A 26838-nucleotide genomic window follows, 5' to 3' on the forward strand; every position below is an offset into this window, starting at 1 on the left:
CTCGATAATTGTTCAGGCATCTGGGAGCCCGGTATTCGTGCTTTCCGCTGCACGGCGTGTTTCGTCCTGATGGAGACAATCCCGGGTTTGCCCTGAGGGTCTTGCCTGATAGTTCTGGTGCACGTGCTGGCGCACTGTTAGTTGCTGTTTGCAGGCAGCAGGGCTGCCGTCGCGGCAACGTTGACGCGTTGCCGTTCAATGAATGGGCAGTTGTGTCTGATGGGTGGCTCGGTATCGTTAGAACAGGTGCTCTTTCATGCTGTTGAGTAGGGTTCGTTATTCATGTTCAGCCGCTCAATAGTTCGCTGAACTGTTTGTCCCACAGTGGGCGGACATCGACTTTCTGACGTATGAGGCCGCTCTCGTAGAACACATCGGCAACTTGCTGCTGGGCCTCTATGGCGGCATCTTCCACAGGCCTTATTCGCGCCGGCTGGCTGCGTTGTTCGAATTGCTGCAAATAGAGCTCCCGGGGAATGCCGGTGAGCGTTTCACTGCGCAATGCCCACTGTTCGGGGTGGCTTTCGATCCAGTCCCAGGCGGCTTTTTCACGCAGCAGAAAATCACCGATGGCTGCCCGTTTACCGGGTTTGGCCAAGGCGGTTCGGGTCGTGGAGATCAGGTAGTTGCCCGAGTAATAGCCCTCGGCGCTTTGCAGCAATACGCCGTCGAGGTTGGCCTCGGCATGAATCGCGCTGATGCCACCGGTCACCAGTGCATCGATATGGCCGTTCTGGAAGGCACTCAGGCCGTCCTGGGCCGGTAGCGGGATGGCCTGTACATCGGACAGCGCTAGGCCGTTCTGGCGCAGCATGTTGAGTACCAGATAGTGCGTGTTGGTGGCACGCACGTAGCTGATACGTTTGCCACGCAGGTCACTGACCTGGGCAATGCCGCTGTTCTTCTTCACCACGATGCCGGTCTTGTTGTTGTCGCCGCTGTAGCTGGCGATCAGGGCCAGCGGAGCCTTGGCGATGCTGGCGAAGATCGGCGGGATTTCGCTCATGAAGGCGTAGTCGAGGCTGTTGCTGGTCAGTGCTTCGAGCACCAGGTTGCCACCGGCGATATCGACCCACTCCAGAGGGTAGGGCGCCTGTGCCTGGCCGGCATCGTCGAGGAAATAGGCGATGGTGCCCTTGTAGCGCCAGACCCGCAGCGGCTGGCTGTCATCGGCTGCAGCCCAGCCGGGTAGCAGCCCGCCGGCAGCCAGAATGGCGCCATTGCGCAGCAGGGAGCGACGGTTGATGGTAGGCATGTGCTGGCTCTCGCTCAGTCCAGAAGGTCTGGTTGCTGGCGGATGATGCGATCCCATAGCGGCAGGAAGTTCACCCAGGCGAAGAACTCGCGGCGTGCCTTGGGGGCACGGTCGGCAGGGTCTATTTCTGGCACCACCGGCTGCCCGGCGGCATAGGCCAGCAGGTGTGCCCGGGCGCTGTCATCGGCCTGGATGAAGCGCCACGCGGCGCTCTCGACGGTTTCGCCGGTGGCCCACAGGCCATGGTTCTGCCACACCAGCAGGTTATTCGCGGCGAAGTGCTCGACGAATGACCGGGTGACGATCTGGCGATCCTGCTCCAGCGCTCCATCGGCACTGCGCAGGGCATTGCGTGCGAAGATCACCTGATCATCGATGAACGCCGAAGACTCGGCGGTGATCGGCTCGAACAGGCGTCCGAACGATGACCAGACGCGGCTATGAAAGCCATGCAGGTGGGCGATGCCGACCACCTCGGGGCGCGCCCGCTGCAGCTCGTAGTGCAGATCCAGCGCGCTGGTGTTGAGCAGGCCGTCACCCTCTACCACCTGGCCTGCGCCATCGACCCGCAGCAGGTCGGAAACACGAATCTGCGAGAACGGTACGCCCAGTGGGTTGATCCAGTAATGGTCGGTTTCGATCGGGTCGCGGGCCGTGAAATGCCCGGCCACTCCCACTTCGAAACCCAGCTCGGCGAACAGCCGGTACGAGGCCGCGAGGCGCTGTTTGCGGTGCAGGCGCTCGGCGTGTGGATCGGACAGCCTGGGCACTTCGGTGGACAGCAGGCGGTTATTGTCGTGGGGCAGTGAGCGGATGCTGTGAACGGGCGGGAATATCTCGCGACGGGTCATTTCGGTGGGTCTCAGGCTCGATCAGGTTATGCGGGCGTTGATCATTCAACGTCTCGCCTTATATCGAACGCAGAGCAATAACGGGAAGCGGAGCGTACAACGTTACTATCCGACTTCGTCGTCACGTCATGCGTGTCGATAGCCTCCACCGGGTGAGGGGTCGGAATGGTTAAAATCTACGGAAATTAAACAGGCTTGATAAATACTGTTTTGGTCTAAACATATTATTCTTTTAATTAATTACTATTATGGATAGTTATGTTTATTTTGAATTTTATATGTGCACTGGTCCTGGTTCAGAAATAGCGCCAGGAATTAATTCGCGCGCACGGTAATAGCCTCGAAGAGCGCCATCGAGTTGCAGGTGATCGAATCGCAGTGTGGGGCTGCGCGAGGCCGATGAAGGCCTTGTCGACACGCCCACAGCAGCGCCTGGAGCGTGTCGACCAAGGCGTGCTGTCAGGCCGGTACGGCCTGCGCTCGCGGCGCCTGCTGGATGCTGGCGTCCTTGGCGGTATGGCGGTTGCCGGGTACCGGTAGTCCGAGATGACCACGCAGCGTGCGCGCCGTGTAATCGGCACGGAACAGACCGCGCTCACGCAGGATAGGCAGTACTTCGTCGGTGAAACGGGCGAATTCGCTGGGGGCGCCAACATGGATGTTGAAACCGTCCACGGCGCCTTCGCGGAACCAGCGCTCTATTTCGTTGGCCACCGTGAGCGGCGAACCGACGAAGCTGGAGTAGGGCTGGCCGAAGCGCAGCGCGGTCTGGCGCAGCGTCAGGTGCTGTTCACGGGCCACCCGCTTGATGCGTTCGGCGTGGCCGCGATAGCCATTGCTGCCCAGGTCGCCGAGATCGGGGAAGGGCGCGTCCAGCTCGTATTGGCTGAAATCGTGGTAGTTGAACGGGCGGCCCAGTTGCACCAGGGCCTTGTGCAGGTCCAGCTCGCCCTTGCGCTCACGCTCGATGGCCTGGGCCTGCTCATCGGTGTCGGCGATGATCGGCTCGATACCCGGGAACAGCAGCACATGATCGGGGTTGCGTCCGGCTTCGGCGGTACGCCGCTTGATGTCCGCATAGTACTCGAGGGCATCCTCGAAGTTGTCCACGCCAGCAAAGATGCCTTCGGCGATGGCGGCAGCCAGGCCGCGGCCGGATTCGGACACGCCCGCCTGGAAGATCACCGGCTGCCCCTGAGGGGAGCGGGAGATGTTCAGTGGGCCGGTAACCGAAAAGAACTCGCCTTGATGATCCAGGCGGTGCTGTTTGGCCGGGTCGAGAAAGCGCCTGCTGGCCTTGTCGCGTGGGAAGGCATCGTCTTCGTATGAGTCCCACAAACCCTGTACTACCGCAACGTGCTCGTGGGCACGCCGGTAACGCTCGCCGTGGTCGATATGCTGCTCGCGGCCAAAGTTGCCCGCCGCACCCTCCAGGCCGGTGGTCACCACGTTCCAGCCGGCGCGGCCATGGCTGATCTGGTCCAGCGAGGCGAACTGGCGCGCAACGTTGAAGGGTTCGGTGTAGGAGGTGGTCAGCGTGGCCACCAGGCCGATCCGCTCGGTGGCGCCGGCCAGGGCGGAGAGCAGCGTCAGCGGCTCCAGGCGATTGAGAAAGTGCGGTGCCGATTCCGGCGTGATGTAGGGGCTGTCGACGATGAACACGAAATCGAACCTGGCCGCCTCGGTAGCGCGTGCCTGCTGCTTGTACCAGTCGATGTCGATGCTGGCGTTGCCGGGAATTTCCGGGTTCAGCCATTCCTGCTGGCTGGTGCCAACGCCCGTGAGAATGGCGCCGAAATGCAGTTGTCGTTGAGTCATGCTGTTATCCCCTGGTCATGCCAGTCGCGAGTGAGGGTTGCCACGGTGCATAGCGCTGGCGCAGTCGCTCAGCGCTGCGCTTCATGCGTCGAAGAACGGCTTGTGCAGCAAAGGCGTGGTGCGGATGTCGGCAACCGTGGCAGCGCCGGAAAGTTGCATGACGATGCGCAGTTCCTGCTCGAGCTGTTCGAGCACCCACTGCACCCCTTGCGAGCCATTGAGGGCCAGGCCGTAGAGCACGGGACGACCGACTGCGACCAGATCAGCGCCGGCGGCGATGGCCTTGAACACATCGAGGCCGCGCCGGATGCCGCTGTCGAAGATGAGCGGGACGCGACCCTTTACCTCGGCGGCCACTCGTTGCAATGAGTCGAATGCTGCCGGAGAGCCGTCCAGTTGGCGGCCGCCGTGGTTGGAAACCTGGATGGCATCGACACCGTGTTGCAGCAGCGCTCGCGCATCCAGCGCAGTGGTCACGCCCTTGACGATCAACGGCAGACCACCACTGTGCTCGCGCACGAAATCCAGGCTGTCCAGGCCAATACTGCTGTCGAACGCGAACTCGATCTTACGAGGTCGATTACTGGTATCTAGAAAGTTGCCGGGGGTTGGCATGCGCAGGTTATTGCGCCGGTCCTGCTCGCGGTTACCGCCGACCGTCACGTCTGCAGTCAGGACGATGGCTTTGTAACCCGCCGCGTGCGCGCGCTGCAGCAGTTCGCGGTTGAAGCCGCTGTCGCGCGTCAGGTAGCACTGGAACCACTTGTCACCGTTGCTGGCCGAAGCAACTTGCTCGAGGTTCTGGGTCGAGACGGTGCTGACACCCAGCAGTGTTCCGTAGGCAGCGGCGCCTTTTGCCGTGCCGGATTCTGCCGATGGGTGCGCCAGACCGTGCGCTGCCATCGCGGACACTACGACAGGTGCACGTAGTGGGCTGCCGAGGATTTTCGTCTCCAGGCTCTTGACCGTCTTGCCGGTCAGGATGCGCTGGTCGAGGAAGGCTCGGGAAAATGCCGTACGGTTCTCCCGCAAGGTCTGCTCGTCACCGGCGCCACGTGCGATGTAATCGAAGGCCGGGCGAGGAATGACCTCTGATGCGAGCGCTTCCAGCTCCAAAAGGTTGTAGGTTTTCGGCGCTTGCCGGGGAGTCGATGATTCTTTCACGCGGCGTGGGCTTTCTTTGAGTGGCGAGTGCTCGGAGCCCAGTGCCGACTGTGCCGCCAGCAGGGCGGCACCTCCAGTGAGCATCCCCAGGGTGTCGCGTCTGCTTGGCGGCATCGTGGTGATTCCTGCTCAGGCGTTCTGGACTTTCTTCGCACTGCCTTGCTGCTCGACCAGGGCGCGAATGCGTGGCAGCAGATCCTGGCCGTATTCCGCCGCATCGCGCAGTTGCTCGAAGCCACGGAACAGAAAGGTGGTGATGCCCGCGTTGTAGTAGTCCAGTGCGGCATCGGCGACCTGATCCGGTGTGCCCACCAGCGAGGTGGAGTTGCCGGCGCCGCCGCTCAGGGCGGCGATCTCGGTCCACAGGCGCTTGTCGTGCACCTTGCGTTGGCTCGCCAGCTCGACCAGCCGTGAAGAGCCCGAGTTGCTGGTGCCGAAGTTCTTGTCGCGACGTTTGCCCTGGCGCAGATGAATCAGTTCACGGGCATCTGCCAGGATGCGCTCGGCGCGGGCCCAGGCTTCATCTTCGGTGGCACCGAGGATCGGCCGTAGCGACAGGCTGAAGCGGATATGCTTTTCGCGGCCGTATTTGGCCGCGGCCTTGCGCACCTTGGCGATGCGCTCGCGGACCTGTTCCAGTGGCTCGCCCCACATCATGTACACGTCGGCGTGCTTGGCGGCGACTTCCACCGCAGCGTCGGATGCGCCGGAAAAGTAGACCGGGACGTGAGGCTTCTGGACCGGCTTGACCAGCGTCAGATTGTCTTCGATACGGTAGTGCTCGCCCTGATGATCGAAGGGCTCGGTGCTCGTCCAGACCTTGCGCAAGATATCCAGATACTCCTCGGTGCGCGCATAGCGGGCGTCCTTGTCGAGGAAGTCACCATCGCGCTGCAGGTCACCGCTGTCGCCACCGGTGATCACGTTGATCGAGGCACGGCCACGGCTGAGGTGGTCGAGGGTGGCGAACTGCCGGGCGGCGAAGGTTGGCGCCTGGAAGCCCGGGCGGTGCGCGACCAGCAGGCCGAGCTTGTCGGTCACGGCGGCGACATAGCTGGCCAGAATCATCGAATCCGCCGCGCTGGTGTTGACCGCCAGCAGCGCCTTGTCGAAGCCACCGTACTCCTGAGCCTGGGCGAATGCCTTGATGAACTCGATGTCGACGGCGGGGCCACGGGCCGCTTGCGATTCACTGCCTTCCTGCGGGCCGATCAGGCCGATAAATTCGAGACTCATTGCGGGGAACTCCTGTCTGTTCGGTGGGTGCCGCGTTGATTGGCGCGGCCTCTGGATGCACGTCAAGGCAATGGACGGATACTAGGAAAGGCTTTTTGAATATGCAAAGAACGTATAAAAATATGCTTATGTTATTTTCTAAATCTATTAACCGGGGTGCGCAATCCGAGGTGCTCGCGCAGGGTGCTGCCCTGGTAGTCGATACGGAAGATTCCACGCCGCTGCAGCTCGGGCACCACCTGATCGAGAAAGCGCTCGGCGCCGCCTGGCATGTAGGGCGGCATCACCACGAAACCGTCCGCAGCCTCCAGTTCGAACCACTGCTGGATCTGCTCGGCGACCGTCTGCGGTGAACCGATGAACTTGGCGAACGCCAGGCTCGATGCGTACCAGCGGCCCAACTGTTCGAGCGTCCAGCCGGCTTCGATGGCGTTGCCGATCACCACGTCGAAGCGCCCCTTGCTGCCGCGGATGTGCTCGCGGATATCCGGTACCGGCGCCTTGGGGTCATGCCTCGCCAGGTCGTAGTTCATGCTCGCCGACATGAATGCCAGGCCGGCGATGGGCAGGATCTGCTCGTCCAGCTCGGCGGCCAGGGCGTGGGCCTGTTCATCGCTGTCGGCGATGATCGGGTAGAGGCCGGGCAGCACCTTGACGTCATCGGGCTGGCGGCCGGCGGCGACCACCTGCTCCTTGAATTCGCGGTAGAACGCTCTGGCCTTTTCCAGCGTCGACTGCACCGGGAAGACCACCTCGGCGTTGCGTGCCGCCAGCGACTGAAAGGCCGGCGACACGCCGGCCTGGATCAGCACCGGGTGCCCCTGGGGCGGGCGCGGCAGATTGAGCGGGCCGCGTACCTTGAACCAGTCACCCTGGTGGTTGGCGTAATGCAGCTTGCTGGCATCGGCATAGCGGCCACTGGCCTTGTCGACCAGCAGCGCATCGTTTTCCCAGGTGTCCCAGAGGGTGCGCACCACATCGAGAAACTCGCTGGCCTTGGTGTAGCGCTCGGCGTGGCCGAGATGCTCATCCAGACCGAAGTTGCGGGCCTCGCCATCGTTCACCGAGGTCACCGCATTCCAGGCCGCGCGGCCGCCGCTGAAATGATCCAGCGTGGCGAACTGACGGGCGACATGGAACGGCTGGTGATAGCTGGTGGAAATGGTCGCACCGAGGCCGATGTGCGATGTCAGCACGCTGAGCGCCGAGAGCAGCGCCAGGGGCTCGGGCGAACCGCTCGGTCGCCAGGTCACGGCGGCATCGAAGGAGCCGCCATGGATGTCGTCCAGGGCCAGCTTGTCGGCCACGAACAGCATGTCCAGTTTGGCGGCTTCGGCCTGTTCGGCCAGGCGCTGGTAATAGCGGATGTCCAGCGCATTGCCGACTTCCGCTTCGGGCAGGCGCCAGCCCGCAAGGTGGCTGCCGGCATGGCTGACGAACAGCGCCAGGTGCAGTTGCCGGGCCATCAACCGGCTACCTGCGCGCGCACGCGGTGGGGGATGTCGTCGTCGGCGATCAGCACCCGTTCCATCACCCGGTCGAAGTCGCCGTAGTTGTAGACCGGGTAATGCAGCAGCGCGCGGTTGTCCCAGAACGCCACGGTGCCTGGCGTCCATTTGAAGCGCACCTGATATTCCGGATTGCCGACTTCCCTGAGCAGCTCGGCGACCAGTGCGCGGCTTTCCTCGACGGACCAGCCGATCACCTGTGGCGACATCGAGAAGTTGATGAACAGTGCGTCCTCGCCGGTTTGCGGATGGGTGCGCACCAGCGGATGGGCGAGGATCGGGTAGCTGTAGCCGACCCTGTCCAGCGACGATTTGAAATTGTGGGTGACGTAGAGGTTGTCTATACGCGCTTTCAGTTCATCCGAAAGGCCTCGATAGACCAGGCCGGCATCTGCCCACACGGTGTCGCCACCCAGCTCCGGCAGCGCTACCGCACGCAGCACCGCGCCCCAGGTTGGCTTGAGCATCCAGCTGGTATCGGTGTGCCAGCGCCCCTTGCGTGCATCGCCGTAAGCCTCCTTGGCCTGGCTGGCGAGAATCAGGTGGGCCTGGGGTTTGTTGCGGTCTTCCTGGCTGGTGGTGGGGTGCACGTACAGCTCGCCGAACTGGCTGGCGAAGGCGATCTGCTGTTCGCTGCTGATGTGCTGGTCGCGGAAGAAAATCACCTTGTGGCGCAGCAGCAGCCCGTGAATCTCGTCACGCTGTCGCGCGTTGAGTGGCTTGCTCAGGTCGATGCCGCTTATCTCGGCGCCCACGGTGGGCTCCAGTGGCGTGACCACGAGGGTTTCGGTGAGCGCGACGACGTTCTCTGCGGGCATGGGGCTGTCCTCTTGTCGTTACCAGTCGTAGGAAAGGCGCGCGTAATAGAACGCGCCGTTTAGCCCGTAGGGGCTGAAGCCGCCGTATTCATCAGGGTTGTTGATTTCGCTCGGGTTCGCTGCGCCCAGCCCGGTGACGCTGGGGTTGGCGGCCTGCTTGTCCGGGCGTATGCCGAACAGGTTGTTGGCGCCGATGGAGGCGGAGAGGTTGTCGTTGACCAGGTAGGTCAGGTCGAGGTCGGTGATCCAGCGGGCGCCGAACTCGCGGTCGGCTGCTGCACTGATGCCCGCTTCGGTGTACGTGCCGTAGCGGGTCAGTTGCACATCGGTGATGAAGTCGCCAATGCGCCAATTGCTGCCGAAAACCAGTTTGTCGCGTGGCGTTCCGCGGGTCAGATCGGTCTGTGCCTGGTGGCCGAAGATCACGTAGTCGCTGCCGAGCAGATTGCTGACCGTGCCGTTCTGCTTGATGTCGCGAATGGTCGTGTGGTTGTAGCTGTACAGCGCCGACCAGCGCACCTGGCCGAAGCGCCCGTAATCGCTGTTCATTTCGCTGACCAGATCGACGCCGTCGGTGCGAGTGTCGACGCCGTTCATGTTGTATTGCGCCGAGTACAGGTCGTTGATGCCGAGCGAAGCGAGGGTGTCGCGGATCACCGTGGAAGAGCCGCTGTCGCGGATGATCTCGCTCTTGACGATGCGGTCCTTGATCTCGATGCGGTAGGCGTCGAGCGTGATGCGCGCGTTGCGCGTCGGTTCCCAGGAGATGCCCACGCTGAAATTGGTCGATTTTTCCGGTTCCAGATCCTGGCCACCCAATGCCTGGGCCGCGGTGCTGCCAGGTGGCAGGTAGCGCGCCAGCAGCAACTGATAGCTGCCGTCCGGCAGCCGCACGGCGGTGTTCTGGGTGACGGAAAAGGTCTGCTGAGCCAGCGAGGGCGCGCGAAAACCGGTGTTGAAGGTACCGCGCAAGGCCAATCCCGGGGCCAGCTCGTAACGGGTCGAGAGCTTGCCGCTGGCGGTGTTGCCGGAACTGTCGTCGTAGTGCTCGAAGCGCACGGCGGCGCTGGTGTACCAGCGCTCGGTCAGGTTGCTGCCGGCGTCGAGGTAGACGGCGTAGCTGTCACGGTCCAGCGAGCCGGCATCGGCCACCGACGTGCCGGTGAACGACTGCAGGCCGGCGCTGGGTCGTTGCCCGGCACGTGGGTGGCCAACCGGGTAGACATAGCCGCCGTCGCGGTACGAGTCGGGTTCGCCTTCGGTCTGCAGGTATTTTTCCCAGCGATGCTCGATGCCGGCCGACAGTTGCAGCGGTTTCGGCAGGCCGATTTCGAAAGGCCGGGTGATATCGAGGTTGCTGGTCCATTGTTCGAACTCCAGCGCGCCCAGGTAGAACGAGGTCTTGCTTGCCGGCCCCAGGGAGGCATTCAGCGTGTTCTGTGCCCCCAGGCGTACGTCGTCCTTGCCGTAGGTGGTGCTCAGGTCATAGGCCCAGCCGGCCAGGTCGCCCTTGCCGCCAAATGCCACCTGGAAGTCGCGCTCGTCGATCAGGCGCTGGGCATGAAATCCATCCGGATAGATCTCGGGTATCGACGCCAGGCTGGTGGCGCGGAAGCTGCCACGGGTGTCGACGATTTCCCGGTCGCTGTAGGTGGCGAACGAGTACAGCGTCAGATCGTCGCGCAGCGGCAGTTCGGCGTTGTAGGAGAGGTTGTAGACCTTGTCGCGGTTGGACCGGCCATATCCCTTTTCCAGCAGCCGATCCACCGAGCCCTCGCGTGGGTCAGGCTGTGCGCCGGGGGTGCCGAACGGCACCGACTGACCGCCTTGCACCGGGTAGTACCAGGCGCCCTGGGCATCGCCGGCCGCATAGGAGGGGCCCTGCAGGCGGATATCCAGCGAACTGTTGAAGAAGCCGCCGTTGTCGCCAAGCGCGAAGCCGCCATTGAGTCCGGTCTGGGTCAGGTCGCCGGGTTTGTCTTCCTGCTGGCCGCTGGTCACGCTGGCGCTGCCGCCATTGTCCTGACTCTTGAGGATGATGTTCAGTACTCCGGCGATGGCGTCCGAGCCGTACTGCGCCGAGGCGCCGTCGCGCAGCAGTTCGATGCGCTCGATGGCCGAGGTGGGGACCAGGTCGAGATCCACCGGCACGCTGCCGCTGGCGATACGCGCGAAGTTGTTGTAGACCGCCGTGTTGTGGCGACGCTTGCCGTTGACCAGTACCAGCAGGTGATCGCCACTCAAGCCACGGATCGACACCGGGCGTACCGAGGAAGAGGTGCCGCCACCGGCCTGGGCGGGCGCGCTGAATGACGGCACGATGCGACCCAGGGCCTCACGCAGGCTGGCCTTGCCGGTCTTGCGAATCTGCTCGCCGCTGATGATGTCGATCGGCGAGGGGCTGTCGGCCACGGTCAGGGTATTGCTGCGGTTGCCGGTGGATATCACCGAAACCGTACCGAGGGCCGTGTCCTTTTCCGCGGCCCAGGTCGCCCCCGGTAACGCCAGGCAGAGTAGCGACAGGGCATAAGGCAGGCGTTTTTCGGGACGAACGAATCCTGGCGCGTGCATGGGCCGCATCCTTTTTAGAGAGAAAGAGTCGTGTTGTAGGGCGGCTTCGGCTTTTGTAGGGTGGACCGGGACGAACTACATCAGGCGCTTCTCGCCACCTTGTCGGTGACCCCAAGCACCTCATCCACCGCATCGATGATCGGTTGCGCTTCGCTGCGCACCAGCCAGTCCGGGCTGACCTCGGCGAAGTGCACGCGGTGGTCGCTGCCGATCACCACCACGGTCGGTTGCGGCAGCTCCCAGGTGCCGGTACCGGTCACGGCGCCGATGCCCGGGCCCTTGCTGAGTGCGGCCTGGCGCGACGGCTCGTCGAATTCGTAGAGAATGCCGAAGCGCCGAGCCAGGGCGTTGTCCCGATCGCTGGCGACCTGCAGGGTCAACCGATGCCTGTCGCGGATCTCCACCAGGCGCTCCGGCACCTGCGGGCTGACGGCCACCAGCGGTACCCCGCGCTGCTGCAAGGCCGGCTGCAGATGGCGTTGGTAATGGGGGATGGCGATATTGCAGGCCGGGCAGCCGGCGAAGCGAAAGAACACCAGCACCGCCGGGCCGTCGGCGACCAGGCTTTCGAGGCTCAGGGTGCTGCCGTCGACGTTCTCCAGTTCGAAGGAGGCGACGTTGTCGCCGACCTTGATGAAGGCGTCGTGACGCGCCTCGTCCACCAACTTCTGGCGTTGCTCGATATTGACCTTCAGCGCCTCGGGGGCCCAGGTGCGCTCGCGCTCGGCGTGCAGTTCGGCCAGCAGATCGTTCAGGGAATCGCTCATGCCACTTCTCCTTGTGCGCGTTGCAGCGTGTTGCGGTTGGTGGGTACGGCCAGGCCGAAGTTGTCACGCAGGGTATTGCCCTCGTATTCACGGCGCAGCAGGCCGCGGGTTTGCAGCAGCGGCACCACGTGCTCGGTGAAATAGGCCAGGCCGTCAGGCAGCAGCGAGTTGACGATGAAACCGTCGGCGGCGCCGTCTTCGAACCAGTCCTGCAGGGTGTTGGCGACTTCTTCCGGTGTGCCGACGAAATCGCGGCGTGGGCGCGAGAAGTGCAGGGCGACTTCGCGCAGGGTCAGGTTCTCTTCGCGGGCCTGCTGCTTGATGCGGTCGGAGCCGCCTTTCTGGCTGTTGCTGCCCAGGTCACCAAGGTCGGGGAAGGGCGCGTCGAGATCGTGTGTGGAGAAGTCGTAATCATTGAACGGGCGCCCCAGGGCGACGATGGCATCCTCGATGCTCACCAGTTCGACGGCCTGCTGGTAACGGCTTTCCACCTCTTCGGCATCGCGGCCGATGATCGGGCGGATGCCCGGCAGGATGAACAGCTCGTCCGGATTGCGGCCGGCCTTGGCCGCACGCTGCTTGAGGTCCGCGTAATAGGCGCGGGCCTCGCTGAAGGATTCCGGGCTGACGAAGATCGCATCGGCGTTCTGCGCGGCGAAGTTGCGGCCATCCTCGGAGGTGCCGGCCTGGAAGATCAGTGGTTGGCCCTGGCGCGAACGCTGGATGTTCAGTGGGCCCTTGACCTTGAAGAACTCGCCCTGGTGATTGAGGGCATGGAGTTTTTCCGGATCGAAGAATTCGCCGCTCTGCTTGTCGCGGGTGAAGGCATCGTCTTCCCAGGAATCCCACAACCCCTTGACCACGTTCACGTGCTCCCGGGCGATGCGGTAGCGCGTGGCGTGCGGCGGGTGCTCGGCCTTGCCGAAGTTGTCGGCGGTGCCGGAGAGCCAGGAGGTGACCACGTTCCAGCCAGCACGCCCTCCGCTGATGTGATCCAGCGAGGCGAACTGGCGAGCGACCTGGAACGGCTCGGTGTAGCTCACCGTCACGGTCGCCACCAGGCCAATGTTCTCGGTGACCGCAGCCAGCGCCGAGAGCACGGTCAGCGGCTCGAAGCGGTTGAGATAGTGCGGGCTCGATTTGGCGTGGATATGCAGGCTGTCGGCGATGAAGGCGAAGTCGAACTTGGCGCCTTCGGCCAGCTGTGCCTGCTGCTTGTAGAAACCGAAATTGACGCTGGCATCGGCCAGGGCGTTCGGATGGCGCCACTCGCCCCATCCGTGGCCGACGCCGTGAATCATCGCGCCAAGTTTGATCTGTCGTTTGCTCATGGAAAATGCTCCTGTCGATTTACTGAGGTTGCGCCTGGGCAACCGCCTTGCCCGGCTGCTCGGCACGGGCAGCGTTGAAACTCGGATCGAACCCCTGGGATACGTCCACGGCGCGGGTCAGCACGCCCTCTTCGAGATAGATGTCCGAGACCTGCTGCAGGTCGCTGATCACCTTGTCGGTGATCTCGGCGCGGGAGTGGGTGGTTTCCTTGACCGACTCCAGGTGCACCGCGACCGGCAGGCCGGTGACCCGAGCCTGGGCTTCTGCATAGGCCTGGTGATGGTCGTTGGCCCACAGGAAGGCGCGCTCGACACGTTTGACGAAATCCTCGAGCTGCACGCGTTTGCCGTCTACGGCGTCCTGGGTGGCAGCCAGGTAGAAGTGGTTGGTCAGCAGGTCGTCGCTGTCACGCAGGATGCGTGCGCCGTTCTGGGTGATGGCGATGGTGGTGTAGGGATCCCAGGTCGACCAGGCATCCGCGGCACCGCTTTCCAGGGCGCTGCGGGCATCGGTGGGCAGCAGGTTGACGAAGGTCACGTCGGAGGTTTTCAGACCGGCTTCGCGCAGCGCCCGGATGACCAGGAAGTGGCCGATCGAGCCGCGGTTGGTGACGATGCGCTGGCCCTTGAGATCGGCCACGGTTTTCAGTGGCGAGTCCTTGGGCACCAGAATCGAGGTGGTGTAACGGCCATCTCGCTTGATGATTTCCACCACCTTGAGCGGCGCCCCGGCACCCAGCGCGAACACGTAAGGGGCATCGCCAAGACCACCGATGTCTACGGCGCCAGCATTCAGCGCTTCGCCCAGTGGCGCCGCTGCAGGGAACTCGGAGAAGTCGATGCGGTAGGGCACGTCGTCGAGTTCACCGGCAGCCTGCAGCAGCAACTTGATGCCGGATTTCTGATTGGCGACGCGTAGCGGTTCGAGGTCGGCAGCGCTAGCTTGGCCACCCAGCAACAGGCTGCTGCCCAACAAGGTGGCGATAAGGGTACGAATCAGCATGTGATGGCTCCTGGTTCGGCTTCATCGGCCGATGGAAGGTGAGTGTTTGTGGGGTGCCAAGGGCTCGCCGTGTGGCGGTCGTGAGCGCAGAGAGGGCACGGTCGCGGTGAGCGCAGCGTGCGGCCGAGCGCTATCGGGCAATACAGCCCCGATAAGCGTTGGCAGATGATGGTGGGATGTCATGACGTTGCGCTCCTGGGATGGCTCGTGGGGACGGCCTCCACCAGGAAAGGGGTCGGTCTGGAACTGACCTTATCCCTCTAATAAACAGCTGTGAAAGTCTTTATGGTTCTAAGCTAATTATGTAATTTCATTATTTAAACTGTTTTTAAATATCAGAAATGAGTATTTAATGCCTGCCACGAGTAGATCGTTGCGGATTTTCATATGAGCGGTAAAAGGCAGATCAAGCTGGGCGCGGTGGCCATGGGCGTCGGTGGCCCGGGCCGGCACAATCTCTGGCACGACCCCGAGATTCCAAGTGATGCCAGCGTCAATATCGACTGGTTCATCGACCTGGCGCGACAGGCCGAAGCGGCGCTGTTCGACCTGATCTTCATCGTCGACAGCCAATTCATCACCCCTGACTCGCCACCCCATTACCTCAACCGGCTGGAGCCGTTGACGCTGCTTTCGGCTCTGGCGGTGACGACCCGTAATATCGGTTTGGTTGGCACCCTGACCACGTCCTACAACGAGCCCTTCAACGTGGCTCGCCGCCTGGCCTCGCTGGATTTGATCAGCAAGGGGCGCGCCGGTTGGAACGTGGTCACCAGTGGCGATGCCGGTACCGCCGGCAATTACGGGCGCGACGAGCATTACGATTACGACACTCGCTACGGGCGTGCCCTGGAGCACGTGCAGGTGGTGCAGAAGCTTTGGCAGTCCTACGAGGACGATGCGCTGCCGCGCAACCGTGAGACCGGGCAGTTTCTTGACCGCTCCAAGCTGCATGCCACGCACCACAAAGGTGAGTATTTCTCGGTGGTCGGGCCGCTGAATATCCAGCGCTCGCCCCAGGGGCAGCCCGTGATTTTCCAGGCCGGTGATTCGCAGCAAGGCCGCGAACTGGGTGCGCGCATCGCTGATGTGGTGTTTACCCACGCGCCAAGCGTGGAGAAGGGGCAGGCCTTCTATCAGGACATCAAGCGTCGTGCGCAGCAGCAGGGTCGTGACCCGGACGAAGTGCTTATCCTCCCAGGTGCGCAGATCTTCATCGGCGACACCGACCAGCAGGCGCGAGAAATCGAGCGGCGCTATCACGAAGCGGATCACAGCTTCGAGCAAGCTCTGGCCGAGTTCGGCCGCTCCTTCGGCTGGCATGACTTCCGCCAATACGACCTCGATGCGCCATTCCCGGTCGAGGCGCTGGAGCATGCGCGCAGCAGTTTCTACACCGCCGCCAAGGCGGCCACCGACATGGCCGTCAGCAAGGGCTGGACGCTACGCCAGGCGGTCGCCAACGGCCTCACGCTGCGGCCCAACGCGTTCGTCGGTTCAGCGCAAACCGTTGCCGATGAGATGATTCGCTGGTTCGAGGCGCGGGCGCTGGATGGCTTCAATATCTACGTGGGTCACCCGGAGCAATTTCGCCGTTTCACCGAACAGGTGGTGCCGATCCTGCAGGCGCGCGGTGTCTATCGTCGGCAGTACGAAGGCAGCACCTTGCGTGAGAGATTGGGGCTGGAGATTCCGCGCAATCGGCGGCTACCCGTCTGATCGGCAGATACACTACGTTGGTTTTCAATGCGCCGTAGAAAAACGGGATTGCACCGGTAAGACTTCCACGCCAGGACGTATAGGTAAGCAGCACATGGCAATGAACCATTGTTTATGCCGAACCGCGCAGCAGAGTCGCACCTGGCTGCTAACGCAGCGGCTGGAAGCGATCATGCGGCAGTCTTCCTGGTTCATGGATGCGTTGCAAGGGGCTCGCCAGCTGGAGTTGAGCGATTGGTGCATCGGCGCCGGGGCAGTGCGCAATCTGGTTTGGGATCACCTGCACGGTCATACCGAACCGTCGTTCCTGGCGGACATCGATCTGGCTTATTTCGAACCGCTGGAGTCGTCTGCGGCGACGGATACCGAGTTGCAGGCGATGCTGGGTGTTCTCGCTCCTCGCTTTCCCTGGGAGGTGACCAACCAGGCGGCAGTGCACTTGTGGTTCGAGTCATGTTTCGGCCATGCCGTCGAGCCGTTGCAGTCGCTCCATGAGGCGGTGGCGAGCTGGCCCGAGTTCGCCACTTCGGTTGCCGTGAGTCTGGACGCCGATGGCGCTTTGCGCATCATTGCCCCACATGGGCTGGATGACCTCTTCGATATGCGCGTGCAGCGCAACCCGGCGCGTGTCAGCGAGCAGACCTACCGTCAGCGGATCGAGCAGAAGCGCTACCAGGAGCGCTGGCCGTTGGTCACTGTGATCGATGCCGGGTAACTGGGTTGGCAGGTTCCGTACTTGGGCGATAAGCGCGTCGTTCAAACGGGTACGAACGCAGCAGGTTACGCCAGAGCCTGGGCTTGGCGATGGCGCGCAATCGACGCCTGCAGCGGAGAGTCTGTTTTTCGAAGAGTCTGCAGGCCCAGGGTCTGTTGACGTCTCAGCGCGAGCCGCGTTGCTGCGAGAAATCTCGCCAGGCGAGGCGGAGGGCGCAGGGAATGGCATTCCCTTTTCAAGTCCTCCAACGACGCATGGCGAGATTTCCCGCGCAACCCGTAGGGCCGGGCCAGTTTTAGCGCGATGCTGCGTTTCTCGGTGGCTCATTTGGCCAGCCAAACTTCGCACCTCGTGCCTTGCCTCGCGCAAAAACTGGCTCCGGCGCGGTCGTGCTGAAACGTCAACAGACCCTGAGTACTTCATGTCGCTCGCCTTGGCGGAAGGTAAACGAGCTTTACCGGCGTGCTTGCCGAATCCACCGGTCGGTTGCGTGCTGGTCCGAGAGGGCAGGGTCGTCAGCCGAGGCCACACCCAGGCGCCTGGTCAGCATCATGCCGAAGCGATGGCTCTGGCCCAACTGCCATCGGGAAGTCAGCAGGGCCTGACGGCTTACGTCACCCTGGAACCCTGCTCGTTTCATGGGCGCACGCCATCATGCGCTCACGCCCTGGTCAGGCAGGGCATCGAACGGGTGTTCATCGCCATACTGGATCCCGATCCGAGAAATGCAGGTGCCGGCGCACGGATTCTTGTCGATGCCGGCATTGAGGTGATCATCGGGACAGGTAGTGAAGAAGCTGAACGCGATCTGCGGGGCTATCTTCTGCCTGGCGGCGCTTGAGTGGCTCAGGGCAGCACCCGGATGGGACTGCTGCCGCATCTACCCCTATGACGAGGTGGCGCCTGCTCAGCCGTAGCGTGCGGCATCGAAGCAGCCCCGGTCCTCTCTTCATCCTGCGCCACAGCGTGGTGGTGCTGATGCCCAGGTGCTCGGCTGCGCTTTGCCAGTTGCCGCTGGCCACCAAGGAGTTCTAACCGTAGGAGCCCGCTCGCGGGCGAATCGATTGCAGCCATCCAGCAGGACCTGCGATGCAACCACCAATCACCCACAACCGATGAAGTTCTACCCCGTAGGAGCCCGCTTGCGGGCGAATCGATCGTGGCCATCCAGCAGGACTTGCGGTGCAACCACCAATCACCCACAAGCGACGGAGCTCTACCCCGTAGGAGCCCGCTCGCGGGCGAATCGATCGTGGCCATCCAGCAGGACTTGCGGTGCAACCACCAATCACCCACAAGCGACGGAGCTCTACCCCGTAGGAGCCCGCTCGCGGGCGAATCGATCGTGGCCATCCAGCAGGACTTGCGATGCAACCACCAACCGCCCACAAGCGATAAAGTTCTACCCCGTAGGAGCCCGCTCGCGGGCGAATCGATTGCAGCCATCCAGAACACCTGCGGTGCAACCACCAATCGCCCGCAAACGATGAAGTTCTACCCCGTAGGAGCCCGCTCGCGGGCGAATCGATTGCAGCCATCCAGCAGGACTTGCGGTGCAACCACCAATCGCCCGCAAGCGGGCTCCTACATGCGTGCAATGGCTGCATGGGGCGGAGCGTTCCATGGCTGGACGCCGCCAGCGCGATCTCCTATCTCGGCAAAAGCGTCCTCATGGAACTGTACTGGGAGGGTGAGGCGGAGTCCTACGGGCACCTCGCCCATATCATCGCTGTGGTCTTGCCCAAGGCCGGCATCAACCCGCATGCCTACTTCCTGATCGTGGCGCTGGACTGCGACGAGCGCCGCGACCCTTACGAGGTGCACCTCTCCGATATCCGTGCGATCGGCGTGGTGAAGGGGCGAGAGCAGGGGGCTATGCCAGGTTTGGCGTGACCTGCGGCAGTGTGTTACTGCCGTATTCGGCGGTGAAGGATGTCAATGGCGGGCTCACTTGCAGTTCACAGATCGCGGCGTTGTCCAGTTGCCAGTCGAACAGGTCGTGGTGATCGCCCCGCGCGATGGCACGGATGACCTTGGCCACGAAGCCGTGGGCGACCAGCAGTACGGTCGCGTCGGCATTGTGCTGGAGCAGTTCTGCCAGGCCTGCATGAACGCGGGCGAATACCGCGGCGATGGTTTCACCTTCGTCGGGCGCTGCGGACCACTGGCGGGTGATGTTTCTCGCCCACAGGCCGGGAAACGCCAGGCGCGCCTCGCGCTGGGTAAGCCCTTCGAAAACGCCTACGTTGCGCTCGCGGAACGCGTCGTTCACAACCACTGCAGGTCCGCTTTCACCACGCAGAATCTCCGCTGTCTGGCGGGCGCGCAGCAGCGGCGAACTGATCAGCACGTCGATGCCCTCGGGCAACCGAGCCCGCAGCCTTTGCGCTTGGGCGATGCCGGTGTCGTTCAAGGGGGGATCGAGGGCGCCGAGGTAGCGCTGCTCGAGGTTGAAAGCCGTTTGTCCGTGACGTACCAGCAACAGGTTCATGCCTTCTCCTCATCATCCAAGGCGATGCTCGCCAGGCCTGTGGAGGGCTGGCGGGCATCGCTGCGTCAGAACGCGTAGCTCAGTCGGGTGTAGTAGTAGCCACCGGTGAAGCCGAATGGCGAATAGGTGCCGTAGCCGGAGCCCATGGTCGCGCTGGCGATGCCCTGACGTTTCGGATAGACGTCGAACAGGTTCTTCGCACCGATGGCCAGATCGAGGTTCTCGGTAAGGCTGTAGCCGACATCGAGGTCGGTGATCCAGTTGGCCTTGTAGACACGGTCAAGGCTGCGGTCATTGGCGTCGTTGACCTCCCGATAAGAGCCATAGCGCGTCAGGCCGAGGTTGACCGTCCAGTCGTCGAGGCTCCAGGTGGTACCGAGGATCAGCTTGGTGTTGGGCTGTACGTTGGTCAGCAGGTTACGGGCCTCGCGGTTCATCAACTCGTAAGCGGTGCCGAGAATCTCGGTGCTCTGCTGGTAGCTGCGGATCTCGGTGTCGTTCCAGTTGAAGGCCGCCGTCCATTTCAGCGAGCCGAAGCGTTGCAGGTTCTGGTTGTAGCTGGCGACGATGTCCAGGCCTTTGGTGCGGGTGTCGGCACCATTGACGAAGTACTGGCCACCCGAGGTCGAGGTAATGCCGTTATCGATCAGCGTCTGGCGCACCTCTTCGCCCAGCAGGCGGCCGGTGAGGGTGATGCGATCGCGTATGTCGATCAGATAGGCGTCGGCGGTAAGCGACAGCTCGGGCGTCGGCGTGTAGGTCAGGCCCAGGCTGAAGTTGGTGGATTTTTCCGGTTTCAGCGCCTTGGCACCAAGCGCCCGGGCGGCGGCGGACTCTACCGGCAATACGCCAAAGTTGAATGACTGATACACACCGTCGATCACCGCGTAGCTGGTCGAGCGCGCACTGAACAGGTCGTTGGCCAGCGACGGCGCACGGAAGCCGTTGCTGACGGTGGCGCGCACGGCGAACTCGGGCGTGAAGTCATAGCGGGTCGTCAGTTTGCCGCTGCGCGTGGCACCTACGCCCTGATTGTAGTGCTCATAGCGCAGGGCGGTGCCCAGGTACCACTTTTCGCTCGGGCTGAAGCCAACGTCGACGTAGCTGGCAACGCTGTTGCGGCTGGCGCTGGTGGCTTCGGCCGGGGAGATGCCGTTGGTGACCTGGGCGCCCGAGGATGCGCATTCCTGGGCGCCACTGACCGGGTTGGCTCGGCAGTAACCGCCATCCGCCCACGAAGCCCAGTCGCCAGCACGCACCTGGTAGGTTTCCTTGCGGTGCTCCAGGCCCCAGGACAGGTCCAGCGGCTTGCTGAGGCCAACCTCGAAGTTGCGGCTGAAGTCGAGGTTGCTGGTCAACTGGGTGGCGATCCAGGTACCGGACTCGAACGAGTTGGGGGTGGCTTCGCCCAGGGAGGGATTCTGGTTGTTCCAGGTGCCCTGTTCGGCGGCGTTGCGTCCGTAAGTGCTGGAGAGATCCCAGCCCCATTCACCCACCTCGCCGCGCCCGCCAAAGGCTGCCTGCAGGTCGTCTTCTTCGATATACCAGGTTGGCGTGTAACCGGCAGGGCGTCCGTTGGGCCCGGTGGTGATGGTGTTGACGATGGTCGGCAAGCGGAAGTTCTGGCCCTGTTCGCCCTTGCGATACGACCAGGTGGTGAAGGAGTACAGCTCCAGATTGTCGTTGATCGGCAGCCCGGCGTTGTAGCCCAGGGTCAGCAGGTTGATCTTGGGTGTACCGTAACCGCCGTAGGTGGATTTGCCTGCCAGATCATAGGCCTGTTCATAGGTGTAGCCGTTGGCGCGTGCCTTGTTGTCGTCGTTCTGGCTGCGTGCATCCAGAGCGAATTGCAGGACGCCGCCATCACCGATCTCGAACCCCTTGTTGAGGCTCTGCTGCACGGTCTGTTTCTTGCCGTCGTAACCTTGACCCAGGTTGGTCACCGCAGCGCCGCTGGTGTCGGCCTTGAGGATGACGTTGATCACCCCGGCGATGGCATCCGAGCCGTACTGCGCCGCTGCGCCGTCACGCAGCACCTCGACGCGATCGATGGCGCCGATGGGGATCAGGTCGAGATCCGTGGGCGCAGCACCGGCGTTGATGCCGTTGATGTTCAGCGTGGCGCTGGTGTGGCGGCGCTTGCCGTTGACCAGCACCAGTACCTGGCTGGCATTCAGGCCGCGCAGGTTGGGCGCGCGGGCGATACCGCTGGCATCCCAGCCGGTTTTTTCCGGCAGGGTCAGCGAGGGGACGCTGGCACTGAGCGCTTCCATCAGACCGGGCTTGCCGGTTTCCTGTAACTGAGCGGCGCTGATCACGTCGATGGGGACCGGGCTGCTGGTTACCGTGCGAGCTTCGCTACCGCGGTTGCCGGTGACGATCACGGTGCCGAGTTGCGACGAAGCAGCCGGCTGGCCGCCATGGGTTTGCGCCTGGGCGCTCGCTGAACCCAGACCAGCAGCGGCGATTGCCAGGGCAAGCAGGGCGGGTGTGAAACGGGCAGTGGGCAGATCGAAGGGTGATGAAGGCATGTGCTCTCTCCATGAGGCAGTCGAACGTGCAGCTTTTTTCGGGTGCACGCCGCCTCTCCGCCGGGCTGGCCCGGCGGAAAAGGCTTATCAGGTGTTGAACGGGTATCTAAGGCGCTTTGGCTGCGATCGCTTCGATCTCTACCAGAGCGCCTGGCAGCGGCAATGCAACGACTTGCAATGCCGTACGGGTGGGCTTGTTGGGCTGTTGCGCGGTAGCGAAGAACTGGGTGTAGGCAGCTTGCAGGCCGGCGAAGTCGAGCTTGCCGTCGTGGGCCGGGTCTCCAACCAGGAACACCCGCAACTGCACGATGTCACCGAGATCCAGGCCCTGGCTCTGCAATGCCGTGCGAATCTTGTTGAGTACCGAGAGGGTCTGGGTCTCGGTATTGCCGTAGGCCGCGATGGTCTGTGGCTTGGCCTTGGGGTCGGCGACATCGGGCAAGGTGCCGCTGACGAAAGTCAGCGAGCTACCGGCAGGTACGGTGACCAGTTGCGAGATGGGGAAGTTGGAGCCTGGTGGGTCGATACGCTTGATGGCATCGGCCTGGGCATTGATAGCGGTCAGGGTCATGAGGGCTCCGAGTAGCAAGGCAGGGTTTTTCATCGTCATTCCTTTCAGGCGGCAACGCCGGATCGTTGTTGGAGGGCATGGGTGGCGATCAGCCCGACCACGCGGCGCGCCGACTCGGCTGCGGTGTTCTGCCAGATGCCGACGCCGCCATGGGCCAGTGAGTCGCTGGCCAGCCAGGTACGCCCCTGGGGCTGATTGAGTTCGTCGTAGGACGGGCTGGAGGTACCGGCACCGTGGACGATCCACGGGCTTTCACTGAAGGCGATCTTCGACCAGTTGACCGCCAGCGGCCGCCCGAGCTTGCTGCTGTGCCCCGGGTGCAGGGATTCCACGGCCTGCCGCGAGGAGGCGATCTGCTGCTCCAGGGTTTTGGCGGCGAAGGTCTTGGCTACCTCGCCATTGTTGTAGGTGCCCACCAGCACGCCCTGGGCGCTGTTGAGGCCCTCGCTGGGGTACCAGAGCGTGCGCGCTTCGTGGTTGATGTAGGAAAGCCCACCGTATATCTGGTACTCGGTTTCCCAGAAGCGCGGTGACTGCCAGGCGACCTTGTTGCTGTAGTCGCCCTCGGTTCTGCCCAGTGCGGCCTTGAAGTCCTTGCTGAAGTTGCTCGGTAGTTTGGCCAGCAGGGGCGTCGGCAGGGTGACGATGGCGTAGTCGGCTTCCTCGCTGTGCTGCCTGCCGCTGAGGCGATCCTTCCAGAGCACTTTGCTACCGCGTTCCGAGGTTTCAACGCCAAGCACTTCGGCATTGAGCTGCACGTGCTGTTTGACCCGCTCATAGAACGCATAGGGAATACGATCCATGCCGCCGACCGGTTGCATCATGGTGGCGGAGAACTCCGGGATCTCCTCGAATATCTGCGGCAGCAGCAGATTGCTGTCGAGCAGGCGTGTCAGTTTTTCGGGTTGCCGGGTGATTGGTGTCTGGTCGCCAGCGCCGGCGAAGCGGCTATAGCCGGCACGCACCGAACCCTTGTAATGGTGTTCGGCGTCGAGATCGCCATATACCCGCAGGAAATCCAGCAGCCCCTTGCGCTCATCCGCAGAGAGCTGCTGATCCAGGGCATGGCTGCTGACACTGCGAGACAGCAGTTCGCTGAGCCAGCCGCGGGTGTCGTTGACTACCTGGCGAAGCTGCAACGGCGGGCGGCCAAGATCCGGCTGCACCAGGGCACTGCGGCTGCTGTTGACCAGCGGTTGCAGCTCGACACCGAACTCCCGGCAGTAACCGAGAATGGTCAGGTGATGGCTGGGAATGCGGCCGGCGCCGGCGTTGAAGAACAAACCCTTGTCGAATTCCACGGTTTGCCGAGAACCATCGTTATGCTCGATGCGATCGCCGTTGCGCAGGGTCCAGACACGACCACCAATACGCTCGCGGGCCTCCAGCAGCTTGACCGAGAAGCCGGCCTTGGCCAGCTCGTAGGCCGACACCAGGCCGGCGATGCCGCCGCCAACGATCAGCACGCGCTTGCCATTGCCGGCACTGCCCGCGATGTTCAGCGGCTCGAACGCCGCCGCCTGCAGGTGGCCCGGCATCAGGCCCAGGCCGCTCATGGCGCCCATGGCGGCGGAATAGCCGCCTACGGCGGCGATGCGGGAAATCAGGTCTCTGCGGGTAAGTCCCATTTCTATCTCTCCTTGAAGGTAAAAGGGCGCTCGCTCAAAGGTCGTAACGCACGCTCAGCAGAACGGTGCGTGGGTCATTGACCGAGTAGTAGGCGGTGCGACTGGCGGCCGAATAGGCGACGCTTTGCGGGTAGGCGCGGTCCAGCAGGTTCTTGACCGACAGCGTGGTCGTCCAGTGGCCGTCGCCGCTGGCATAGCTGGTGCTGGCGTTCCAGAAACCCTGAGCCGGGACTTCGTAGATGTCGGCGTTCAGGGCGTTGGCGTAGGAGCGGGTCTGGTACTGGTAGTCGGTAGCAGCGATCAGCGCGCCGGGCAGGGCGACCGGCACCGTCCAGTTGAGGCCCAGGCTGGCATTCCAGCGGGGGGCGAAGATCATTTCCTTGCCGTCCGCGCTGACCCCCGGGCCGCTGGCGTTCTGGAAGTCGTCATACTTGCTCTTCAGGTAGCCAATGTTGGCGGTCAGGCGCAGGTCGCGGGTTAGCAGCGCGGTGTTCTCCAGCTCCAGGCCGTAGGTATGGGCGCTGCCGACGTTGGTACGCAGGTTGGCGCTGATGGCCGGATCCCAGGCGTTGGTCTGCAGGTCGTCGTAATCGTTGTAGAACAGGGCGATGTTGCTACGCAGCCGGCCAGCGGCGAAGTCGCCCTTGAAGCCGACCTCGTAGGTGGTCACGTTTTCCGGATCGAACCCCTGTTCGGCCGCCAGCCGGGTCGGCGCGCGGTTGTCGAAACCGCCTGCCTTGAAGCCCTTGGCCACGTAGCCGTACTGCACCAGGTCATCGCTCCAGGCGTATTCGAGGCCGACCTTGGGGCTGAACGAAGCCCAGGATTCGCTGGTTTCGGCACTGAAGTTGGTGCCGGTTATCTGTCTGTCCGGGGTGATGGCGTAATTGCTGTAACGGAAGTTCTTGTGCTCGCTGGTATAACGCAGGCCGGTAGTCAGCGACAGGCGCGGGGTCAGCTTGTAGTTGCTCTGGCCGTACAGCGCATAGCTTTCGGTATCGGTGGTGCTGTACTGGCCGGAAGCGTTGACCCGGTCGGCGGCCACCGAGTAGGTCAGGCTGTCGCGTTCGGCGCGGAAGCGCTCCTTGTAGAGGTACAGTCCGAGGGTATAGGTGAAGTCGTCATGGCTGCCGTTTAGCTGGAATTCCTGGGTGGCGTAACGCTGCTTGTAGAGGATCAGGTTGTTCTGGATCGGTGCGGCGTTGCCGCTGTTGGCCTGACCGGAGTTGTCGTAGTCCACCGGCTGATCGAACTCAGACCAGGCGGTGACCGACTTGAAACTGAGGTTGTCGTTCAGGGTGTAGATCGCACGCAGCACCGCGCTGCCCTGGTCGAGTTTGTTCTTCGGGTCGAGGCTGCTGTAGGTCTTGAACTTGTCGTAGCGACCGGTCGCTGGATCGAAGGGCGAGTAGCTGGTGGTATCGCCACGGTCGAAAGTGCCGGCCAGGGTCAGTTGTACATCCCAGGGCGAATCCTCCGGCGCGAGGCGCAGCTTGCCGCGATAGGACTGGATGTCGACGTTGTTGACGTCCTTGTTGCGGGTACGGTTGCGAACCGTGCCGTCACGGGTCAGGCGGATCGCCGAGAAGCTGCCGAACAGGGTGTTGTCGACCAACGGGCCGCTGATCAGCAAGCGGCCGTTGCGGGCGTTGTAGGTGCCGGCACCGAGTTCGAAGAAACCGCGCGTCTGCTGATCCGGATCACGGGTGATGACACGTACCGCACCGGCGGCACTGTTGCGCCCATAGAGCGTGCCCTGTGGGCCGCGCAGTACTTCCACGCGCTCGACATCGTTGAAGTCGATCATCGAGGAAATCGCCCGGGGGATGTACAGGTCATCGGCATACACGGCCACCGCAGCCTCCTGGATCGGGTCGGTTTCACCGATACCCCGGATGCCGTAGGTCTGCGCGCTGTAGGAAATCGACTGGCGATTGAGGGTCAGGTTCGGCACCCGACCCGAGAGGTCACGTACGTTGTTGATCTGCGCGTCGCGCAGGGCGTTCTCGTCGAAGGCGCTGATCGCCAGTGGGGTTTTCTGCAGGTTTTCCGAGCGGTGTTCGGCGGTCACGGTGACGGTCGGCAGGCGATCGTTATCAGCTGCACCGGCCAGTGCCGGGATACTCAACGCGATGGATAACACGAGTGGGTGCAACGGGTGGAGGAGGGTTGGCATCGCAGGCTTTCCTGGCAGTCATCGATAGGATCGTGATGTCGGAAACCGGCCGCCTGCGGGCAAGGGAGCAACCCCGTCGTCAGGACACAGTGCAGCGGGAATCCATTGCCTCCACCGTGTCGGGGTCGGGTTGCATAAACGATATTCGTTTTAAAAATGTCTGTGAAAGCACATTTACTTCTAAACTAATTATTTATTTGTCTTATTTAGTGGTTTTTAAAATATCAAATTAATTGATTTTAATGGGTGCGCTGATTGCTGCGGATCGGTGCATGATCACGGGCATGAACCTGTGTAGTGCTGGGGGCAAGACGGGCACCCGGGCTCGAGCTGGGTGTGGTGAGGCGTTCTTAATGACGCCACGTCGGCGGTGCCGGACGGCAGTCGCCATCGAAGAGAAAGCCTCCATGGGGTGATAACTCATCTTCTGCCAAGCGAATGACTGGCTCGACGCTGGCGTATACGAACAACGCGCCGAAAGCCTCGTCGAATCGATTCGCCACCAGCGGACTAACTTCACCCAGAAGGCGTGGTGTCCATTTGCCGGTCCCATACCAGTGGCCTCGCCCACGTAACGCGAAATCGATCGTGGCCATTCAGCAGGACTAGCTGTGCAATCACCAATCGCCCGCAAGCGGGCTCCTACACGGCCGGAGTTCTAACCCGTAGGAGCCCGCTCGCGGGC

Annotated in this window: 21 protein-coding genes; 4 read left to right on the forward strand and 17 right to left on the reverse strand. The window is 62.8% G+C overall.

Translation table 11 applies throughout. The features are described from left to right. Positions 1 to 286 precede the first annotated feature (286 nt). The 11 genes from QRN22_RS09110 to QRN22_RS09160 form a co-directional block, all read right to left on the reverse strand. Positions 287 to 1255 (reverse strand): ABC transporter substrate-binding protein, encoded by a 969-nt coding sequence (locus QRN22_RS09110; protein ID WP_042556452.1) that lies wholly within the window; start codon positions 1253 to 1255, stop codon positions 287 to 289. A 14-nt stretch (positions 1256 to 1269) separates the two neighbouring features. After that, the gene (locus QRN22_RS09115) at positions 1270 to 2106 is read right to left on the reverse strand and encodes a class II aldolase/adducin family protein (protein WP_042556453.1); all 837 of its coding nucleotides are present in this window, start codon (positions 2104 to 2106) and stop codon (positions 1270 to 1272) included. Positions 2107 to 2565: 459 nt separating this feature from the next. After that, positions 2566 to 3924, reverse strand: a complete 1359-nt coding sequence (locus QRN22_RS09120) for an LLM class flavin-dependent oxidoreductase (RefSeq protein WP_042556454.1) — start codon at positions 3922 to 3924, stop codon at positions 2566 to 2568. Positions 3925 to 4005: 81 nt separating this feature from the next. Further along, entirely contained in the window at positions 4006 to 5202 is a 1197-nt protein-coding gene (locus tag QRN22_RS09125; protein ID WP_052493869.1) for an alpha-hydroxy acid oxidase, read from the reverse strand. Positions 5203 to 5217: 15 nt separating this feature from the next. Further along, a complete protein-coding gene (locus QRN22_RS09130; RefSeq protein ID WP_042556455.1) occupies positions 5218 to 6324 on the reverse strand; it encodes an LLM class flavin-dependent oxidoreductase in 1107 nt (368 codons plus the stop codon). 131 nt (positions 6325 to 6455) lie between these two features. After that, positions 6456 to 7790, reverse strand: a complete 1335-nt coding sequence (locus QRN22_RS09135; protein ID WP_042556456.1) for an LLM class flavin-dependent oxidoreductase — start codon at positions 7788 to 7790, stop codon at positions 6456 to 6458. Next, a complete protein-coding gene (locus QRN22_RS09140; protein WP_042556457.1) occupies positions 7790 to 8650 on the reverse strand; it encodes a TauD/TfdA dioxygenase family protein in 861 nt (286 codons plus the stop codon). Before QRN22_RS09140 ends, QRN22_RS09135 begins: the two co-directional genes overlap by 1 nt. A gap of 18 nt (positions 8651 to 8668) precedes the next feature. Further along, positions 8669 to 11221, reverse strand: coding sequence for a TonB-dependent receptor plug domain-containing protein (locus QRN22_RS09145; RefSeq protein WP_042556458.1), 2553 nt, complete (start codon positions 11219 to 11221; stop codon positions 8669 to 8671). Between the two features lie 80 nt (positions 11222 to 11301). Next, complete coding sequence (locus tag QRN22_RS09150) at positions 11302 to 11988, reverse strand: peroxiredoxin-like family protein (protein ID WP_042556459.1); 687 nt, start codon at positions 11986 to 11988, stop codon at positions 11302 to 11304. Continuing rightward, positions 11985 to 13319: an LLM class flavin-dependent oxidoreductase gene (locus tag QRN22_RS09155; protein WP_042556460.1), complete on the reverse strand. Its 1335-nt coding sequence runs from the start codon at positions 13317 to 13319 to the stop codon at positions 11985 to 11987. The genes QRN22_RS09150 and QRN22_RS09155 overlap by 4 nt, the downstream gene beginning before the upstream one ends. A gap of 19 nt (positions 13320 to 13338) precedes the next feature. Beyond that, a complete protein-coding gene (locus tag QRN22_RS09160; protein WP_042556461.1) occupies positions 13339 to 14322 on the reverse strand; it encodes an ABC transporter substrate-binding protein in 984 nt (327 codons plus the stop codon). Positions 14323 to 14709: 387 nt separating this feature from the next. Here QRN22_RS09160 and QRN22_RS09165 point away from each other — a divergent pair, with 387 nt between their 5' ends. The 3 genes from QRN22_RS09165 to QRN22_RS26585 all read left to right on the forward strand — a co-directional run bounded on the left by QRN22_RS09165 (position 14710) and on the right by QRN22_RS26585 (position 17597). Then, a complete protein-coding gene (locus tag QRN22_RS09165; RefSeq protein WP_042556462.1) occupies positions 14710 to 16041 on the forward strand; it encodes an LLM class flavin-dependent oxidoreductase in 1332 nt (443 codons plus the stop codon). A gap of 172 nt (positions 16042 to 16213) precedes the next feature. Then, positions 16214 to 16756 carry a nucleotidyltransferase family protein gene (locus QRN22_RS09170; protein ID WP_042556463.1) on the forward strand — a complete coding sequence of 181 codons (543 nt, stop codon included), beginning with the start codon at positions 16214 to 16216 and terminating at the stop codon, positions 16754 to 16756. Between the two features lie 421 nt (positions 16757 to 17177). After that, complete coding sequence (locus QRN22_RS26585; protein WP_042556464.1) at positions 17178 to 17597, forward strand: bifunctional diaminohydroxyphosphoribosylaminopyrimidine deaminase/5-amino-6-(5-phosphoribosylamino)uracil reductase RibD; 420 nt, start codon at positions 17178 to 17180, stop codon at positions 17595 to 17597. Here the strand turns inward: QRN22_RS26585 and QRN22_RS26460 are convergent. After that, a complete protein-coding gene (locus QRN22_RS26460) occupies positions 17530 to 17778 on the reverse strand; it encodes a helix-turn-helix domain-containing protein (RefSeq protein WP_197077066.1) in 249 nt (82 codons plus the stop codon). The two genes, QRN22_RS26585 and QRN22_RS26460, sit on opposite strands and share 68 nt — an antisense overlap. Before the next feature lie 649 nt (positions 17779 to 18427). Between QRN22_RS26460 and QRN22_RS09180 the strand changes: the two genes are divergently transcribed. Further along, on the forward strand, positions 18428 to 18649 hold the full coding sequence (locus QRN22_RS09180) for a hypothetical protein (protein ID WP_156152804.1): 222 nt from the start codon (positions 18428 to 18430) through the stop codon (positions 18647 to 18649). Here QRN22_RS09180 and QRN22_RS09185 read toward each other — a convergent pair. From QRN22_RS09185 to QRN22_RS09205, 5 genes are all read right to left on the reverse strand, one after another. After that, complete coding sequence (locus QRN22_RS09185) at positions 18630 to 19247, reverse strand: histidine phosphatase family protein (protein WP_042556466.1); 618 nt, start codon at positions 19245 to 19247, stop codon at positions 18630 to 18632. The two genes, QRN22_RS09180 and QRN22_RS09185, sit on opposite strands and share 20 nt — an antisense overlap. Positions 19248 to 19312: 65 nt before the next feature. Continuing rightward, positions 19313 to 21778, reverse strand: a complete 2466-nt coding sequence (locus QRN22_RS09190) for a TonB-dependent receptor plug domain-containing protein (protein ID WP_082045912.1) — start codon at positions 21776 to 21778, stop codon at positions 19313 to 19315. A gap of 106 nt (positions 21779 to 21884) precedes the next feature. Then, positions 21885 to 22382, reverse strand: a complete 498-nt coding sequence (locus QRN22_RS09195) for a RidA family protein (protein WP_042556467.1) — start codon at positions 22380 to 22382, stop codon at positions 21885 to 21887. An 11-nt stretch (positions 22383 to 22393) separates the two neighbouring features. Further along, positions 22394 to 23977, reverse strand: coding sequence for a flavin monoamine oxidase family protein (locus QRN22_RS09200; protein ID WP_042556468.1), 1584 nt, complete (start codon positions 23975 to 23977; stop codon positions 22394 to 22396). 34 nt (positions 23978 to 24011) lie between these two features. Beyond that, a complete protein-coding gene (locus QRN22_RS09205; protein ID WP_042556469.1) occupies positions 24012 to 26153 on the reverse strand; it encodes a TonB-dependent receptor in 2142 nt (713 codons plus the stop codon). Between the last annotated feature and the right edge of the window lie 685 nt (positions 26154 to 26838).

The sequence above is a fragment of the Pseudomonas sp. MEJ086 genome (assembly GCF_030209025.1).
GTDB classification, from domain to species: domain Bacteria; phylum Pseudomonadota; class Gammaproteobacteria; order Pseudomonadales; family Pseudomonadaceae; genus Aquipseudomonas; species Aquipseudomonas fulva_A.

Bases quoted from the DNA above. Each gene is read 5' to 3' on its own strand.
- QRN22_RS09110 (WP_042556452.1), bottom strand. From the start codon at position 1,255: ATGCCTACCATCAACCGTCGCTCCCTGCTGCGCAATGGCGCCATTCTG.
- QRN22_RS09115 (WP_042556453.1), bottom strand. From the start codon at position 2,106: ATGACCCGTCGCGAGATATTCCCGCCCGTTCACAGCATCCGCTCACTG.
- QRN22_RS09120 (WP_042556454.1), bottom strand. From the start codon at position 3,924: ATGACTCAACGACAACTGCATTTCGGCGCCATTCTCACGGGCGTTGGC.
- QRN22_RS09125 (WP_052493869.1), bottom strand. From the start codon at position 5,202: ATGCCGCCAAGCAGACGCGACACCCTGGGGATGCTCACTGGAGGTGCC.
- QRN22_RS09130 (WP_042556455.1), bottom strand. From the start codon at position 6,324: ATGAGTCTCGAATTTATCGGCCTGATCGGCCCGCAGGAAGGCAGTGAA.
- QRN22_RS09135 (WP_042556456.1), bottom strand. From the start codon at position 7,790: ATGGCCCGGCAACTGCACCTGGCGCTGTTCGTCAGCCATGCCGGCAGC.
- QRN22_RS09140 (WP_042556457.1), bottom strand. From the start codon at position 8,650: ATGCCCGCAGAGAACGTCGTCGCGCTCACCGAAACCCTCGTGGTCACG.
- QRN22_RS09145 (WP_042556458.1), bottom strand. From the start codon at position 11,221: ATGCACGCGCCAGGATTCGTTCGTCCCGAAAAACGCCTGCCTTATGCC.
- QRN22_RS09150 (WP_042556459.1), bottom strand. From the start codon at position 11,988: ATGAGCGATTCCCTGAACGATCTGCTGGCCGAACTGCACGCCGAGCGC.
- QRN22_RS09155 (WP_042556460.1), bottom strand. From the start codon at position 13,319: ATGAGCAAACGACAGATCAAACTTGGCGCGATGATTCACGGCGTCGGC.
- QRN22_RS09160 (WP_042556461.1), bottom strand. From the start codon at position 14,322: ATGCTGATTCGTACCCTTATCGCCACCTTGTTGGGCAGCAGCCTGTTG.
- QRN22_RS09165 (WP_042556462.1), top strand. From the start codon at position 14,710: ATGAGCGGTAAAAGGCAGATCAAGCTGGGCGCGGTGGCCATGGGCGTC.
- QRN22_RS09170 (WP_042556463.1), top strand. From the start codon at position 16,214: ATGCGGCAGTCTTCCTGGTTCATGGATGCGTTGCAAGGGGCTCGCCAG.
- QRN22_RS26585 (WP_042556464.1), top strand. From the start codon at position 17,178: ATGTCGCTCGCCTTGGCGGAAGGTAAACGAGCTTTACCGGCGTGCTTG.
- QRN22_RS09180 (WP_156152804.1), top strand. From the start codon at position 18,428: ATGGAACTGTACTGGGAGGGTGAGGCGGAGTCCTACGGGCACCTCGCC.
- QRN22_RS09185 (WP_042556466.1), bottom strand. From the start codon at position 19,247: ATGAACCTGTTGCTGGTACGTCACGGACAAACGGCTTTCAACCTCGAG.
- QRN22_RS09190 (WP_082045912.1), bottom strand. From the start codon at position 21,778: ATGCCTTCATCACCCTTCGATCTGCCCACTGCCCGTTTCACACCCGCC.
- QRN22_RS09195 (WP_042556467.1), bottom strand. From the start codon at position 22,382: ATGAAAAACCCTGCCTTGCTACTCGGAGCCCTCATGACCCTGACCGCT.
- QRN22_RS09200 (WP_042556468.1), bottom strand. From the start codon at position 23,977: ATGGGACTTACCCGCAGAGACCTGATTTCCCGCATCGCCGCCGTAGGC.
- QRN22_RS09205 (WP_042556469.1), bottom strand. From the start codon at position 26,153: ATGCCAACCCTCCTCCACCCGTTGCACCCACTCGTGTTATCCATCGCG.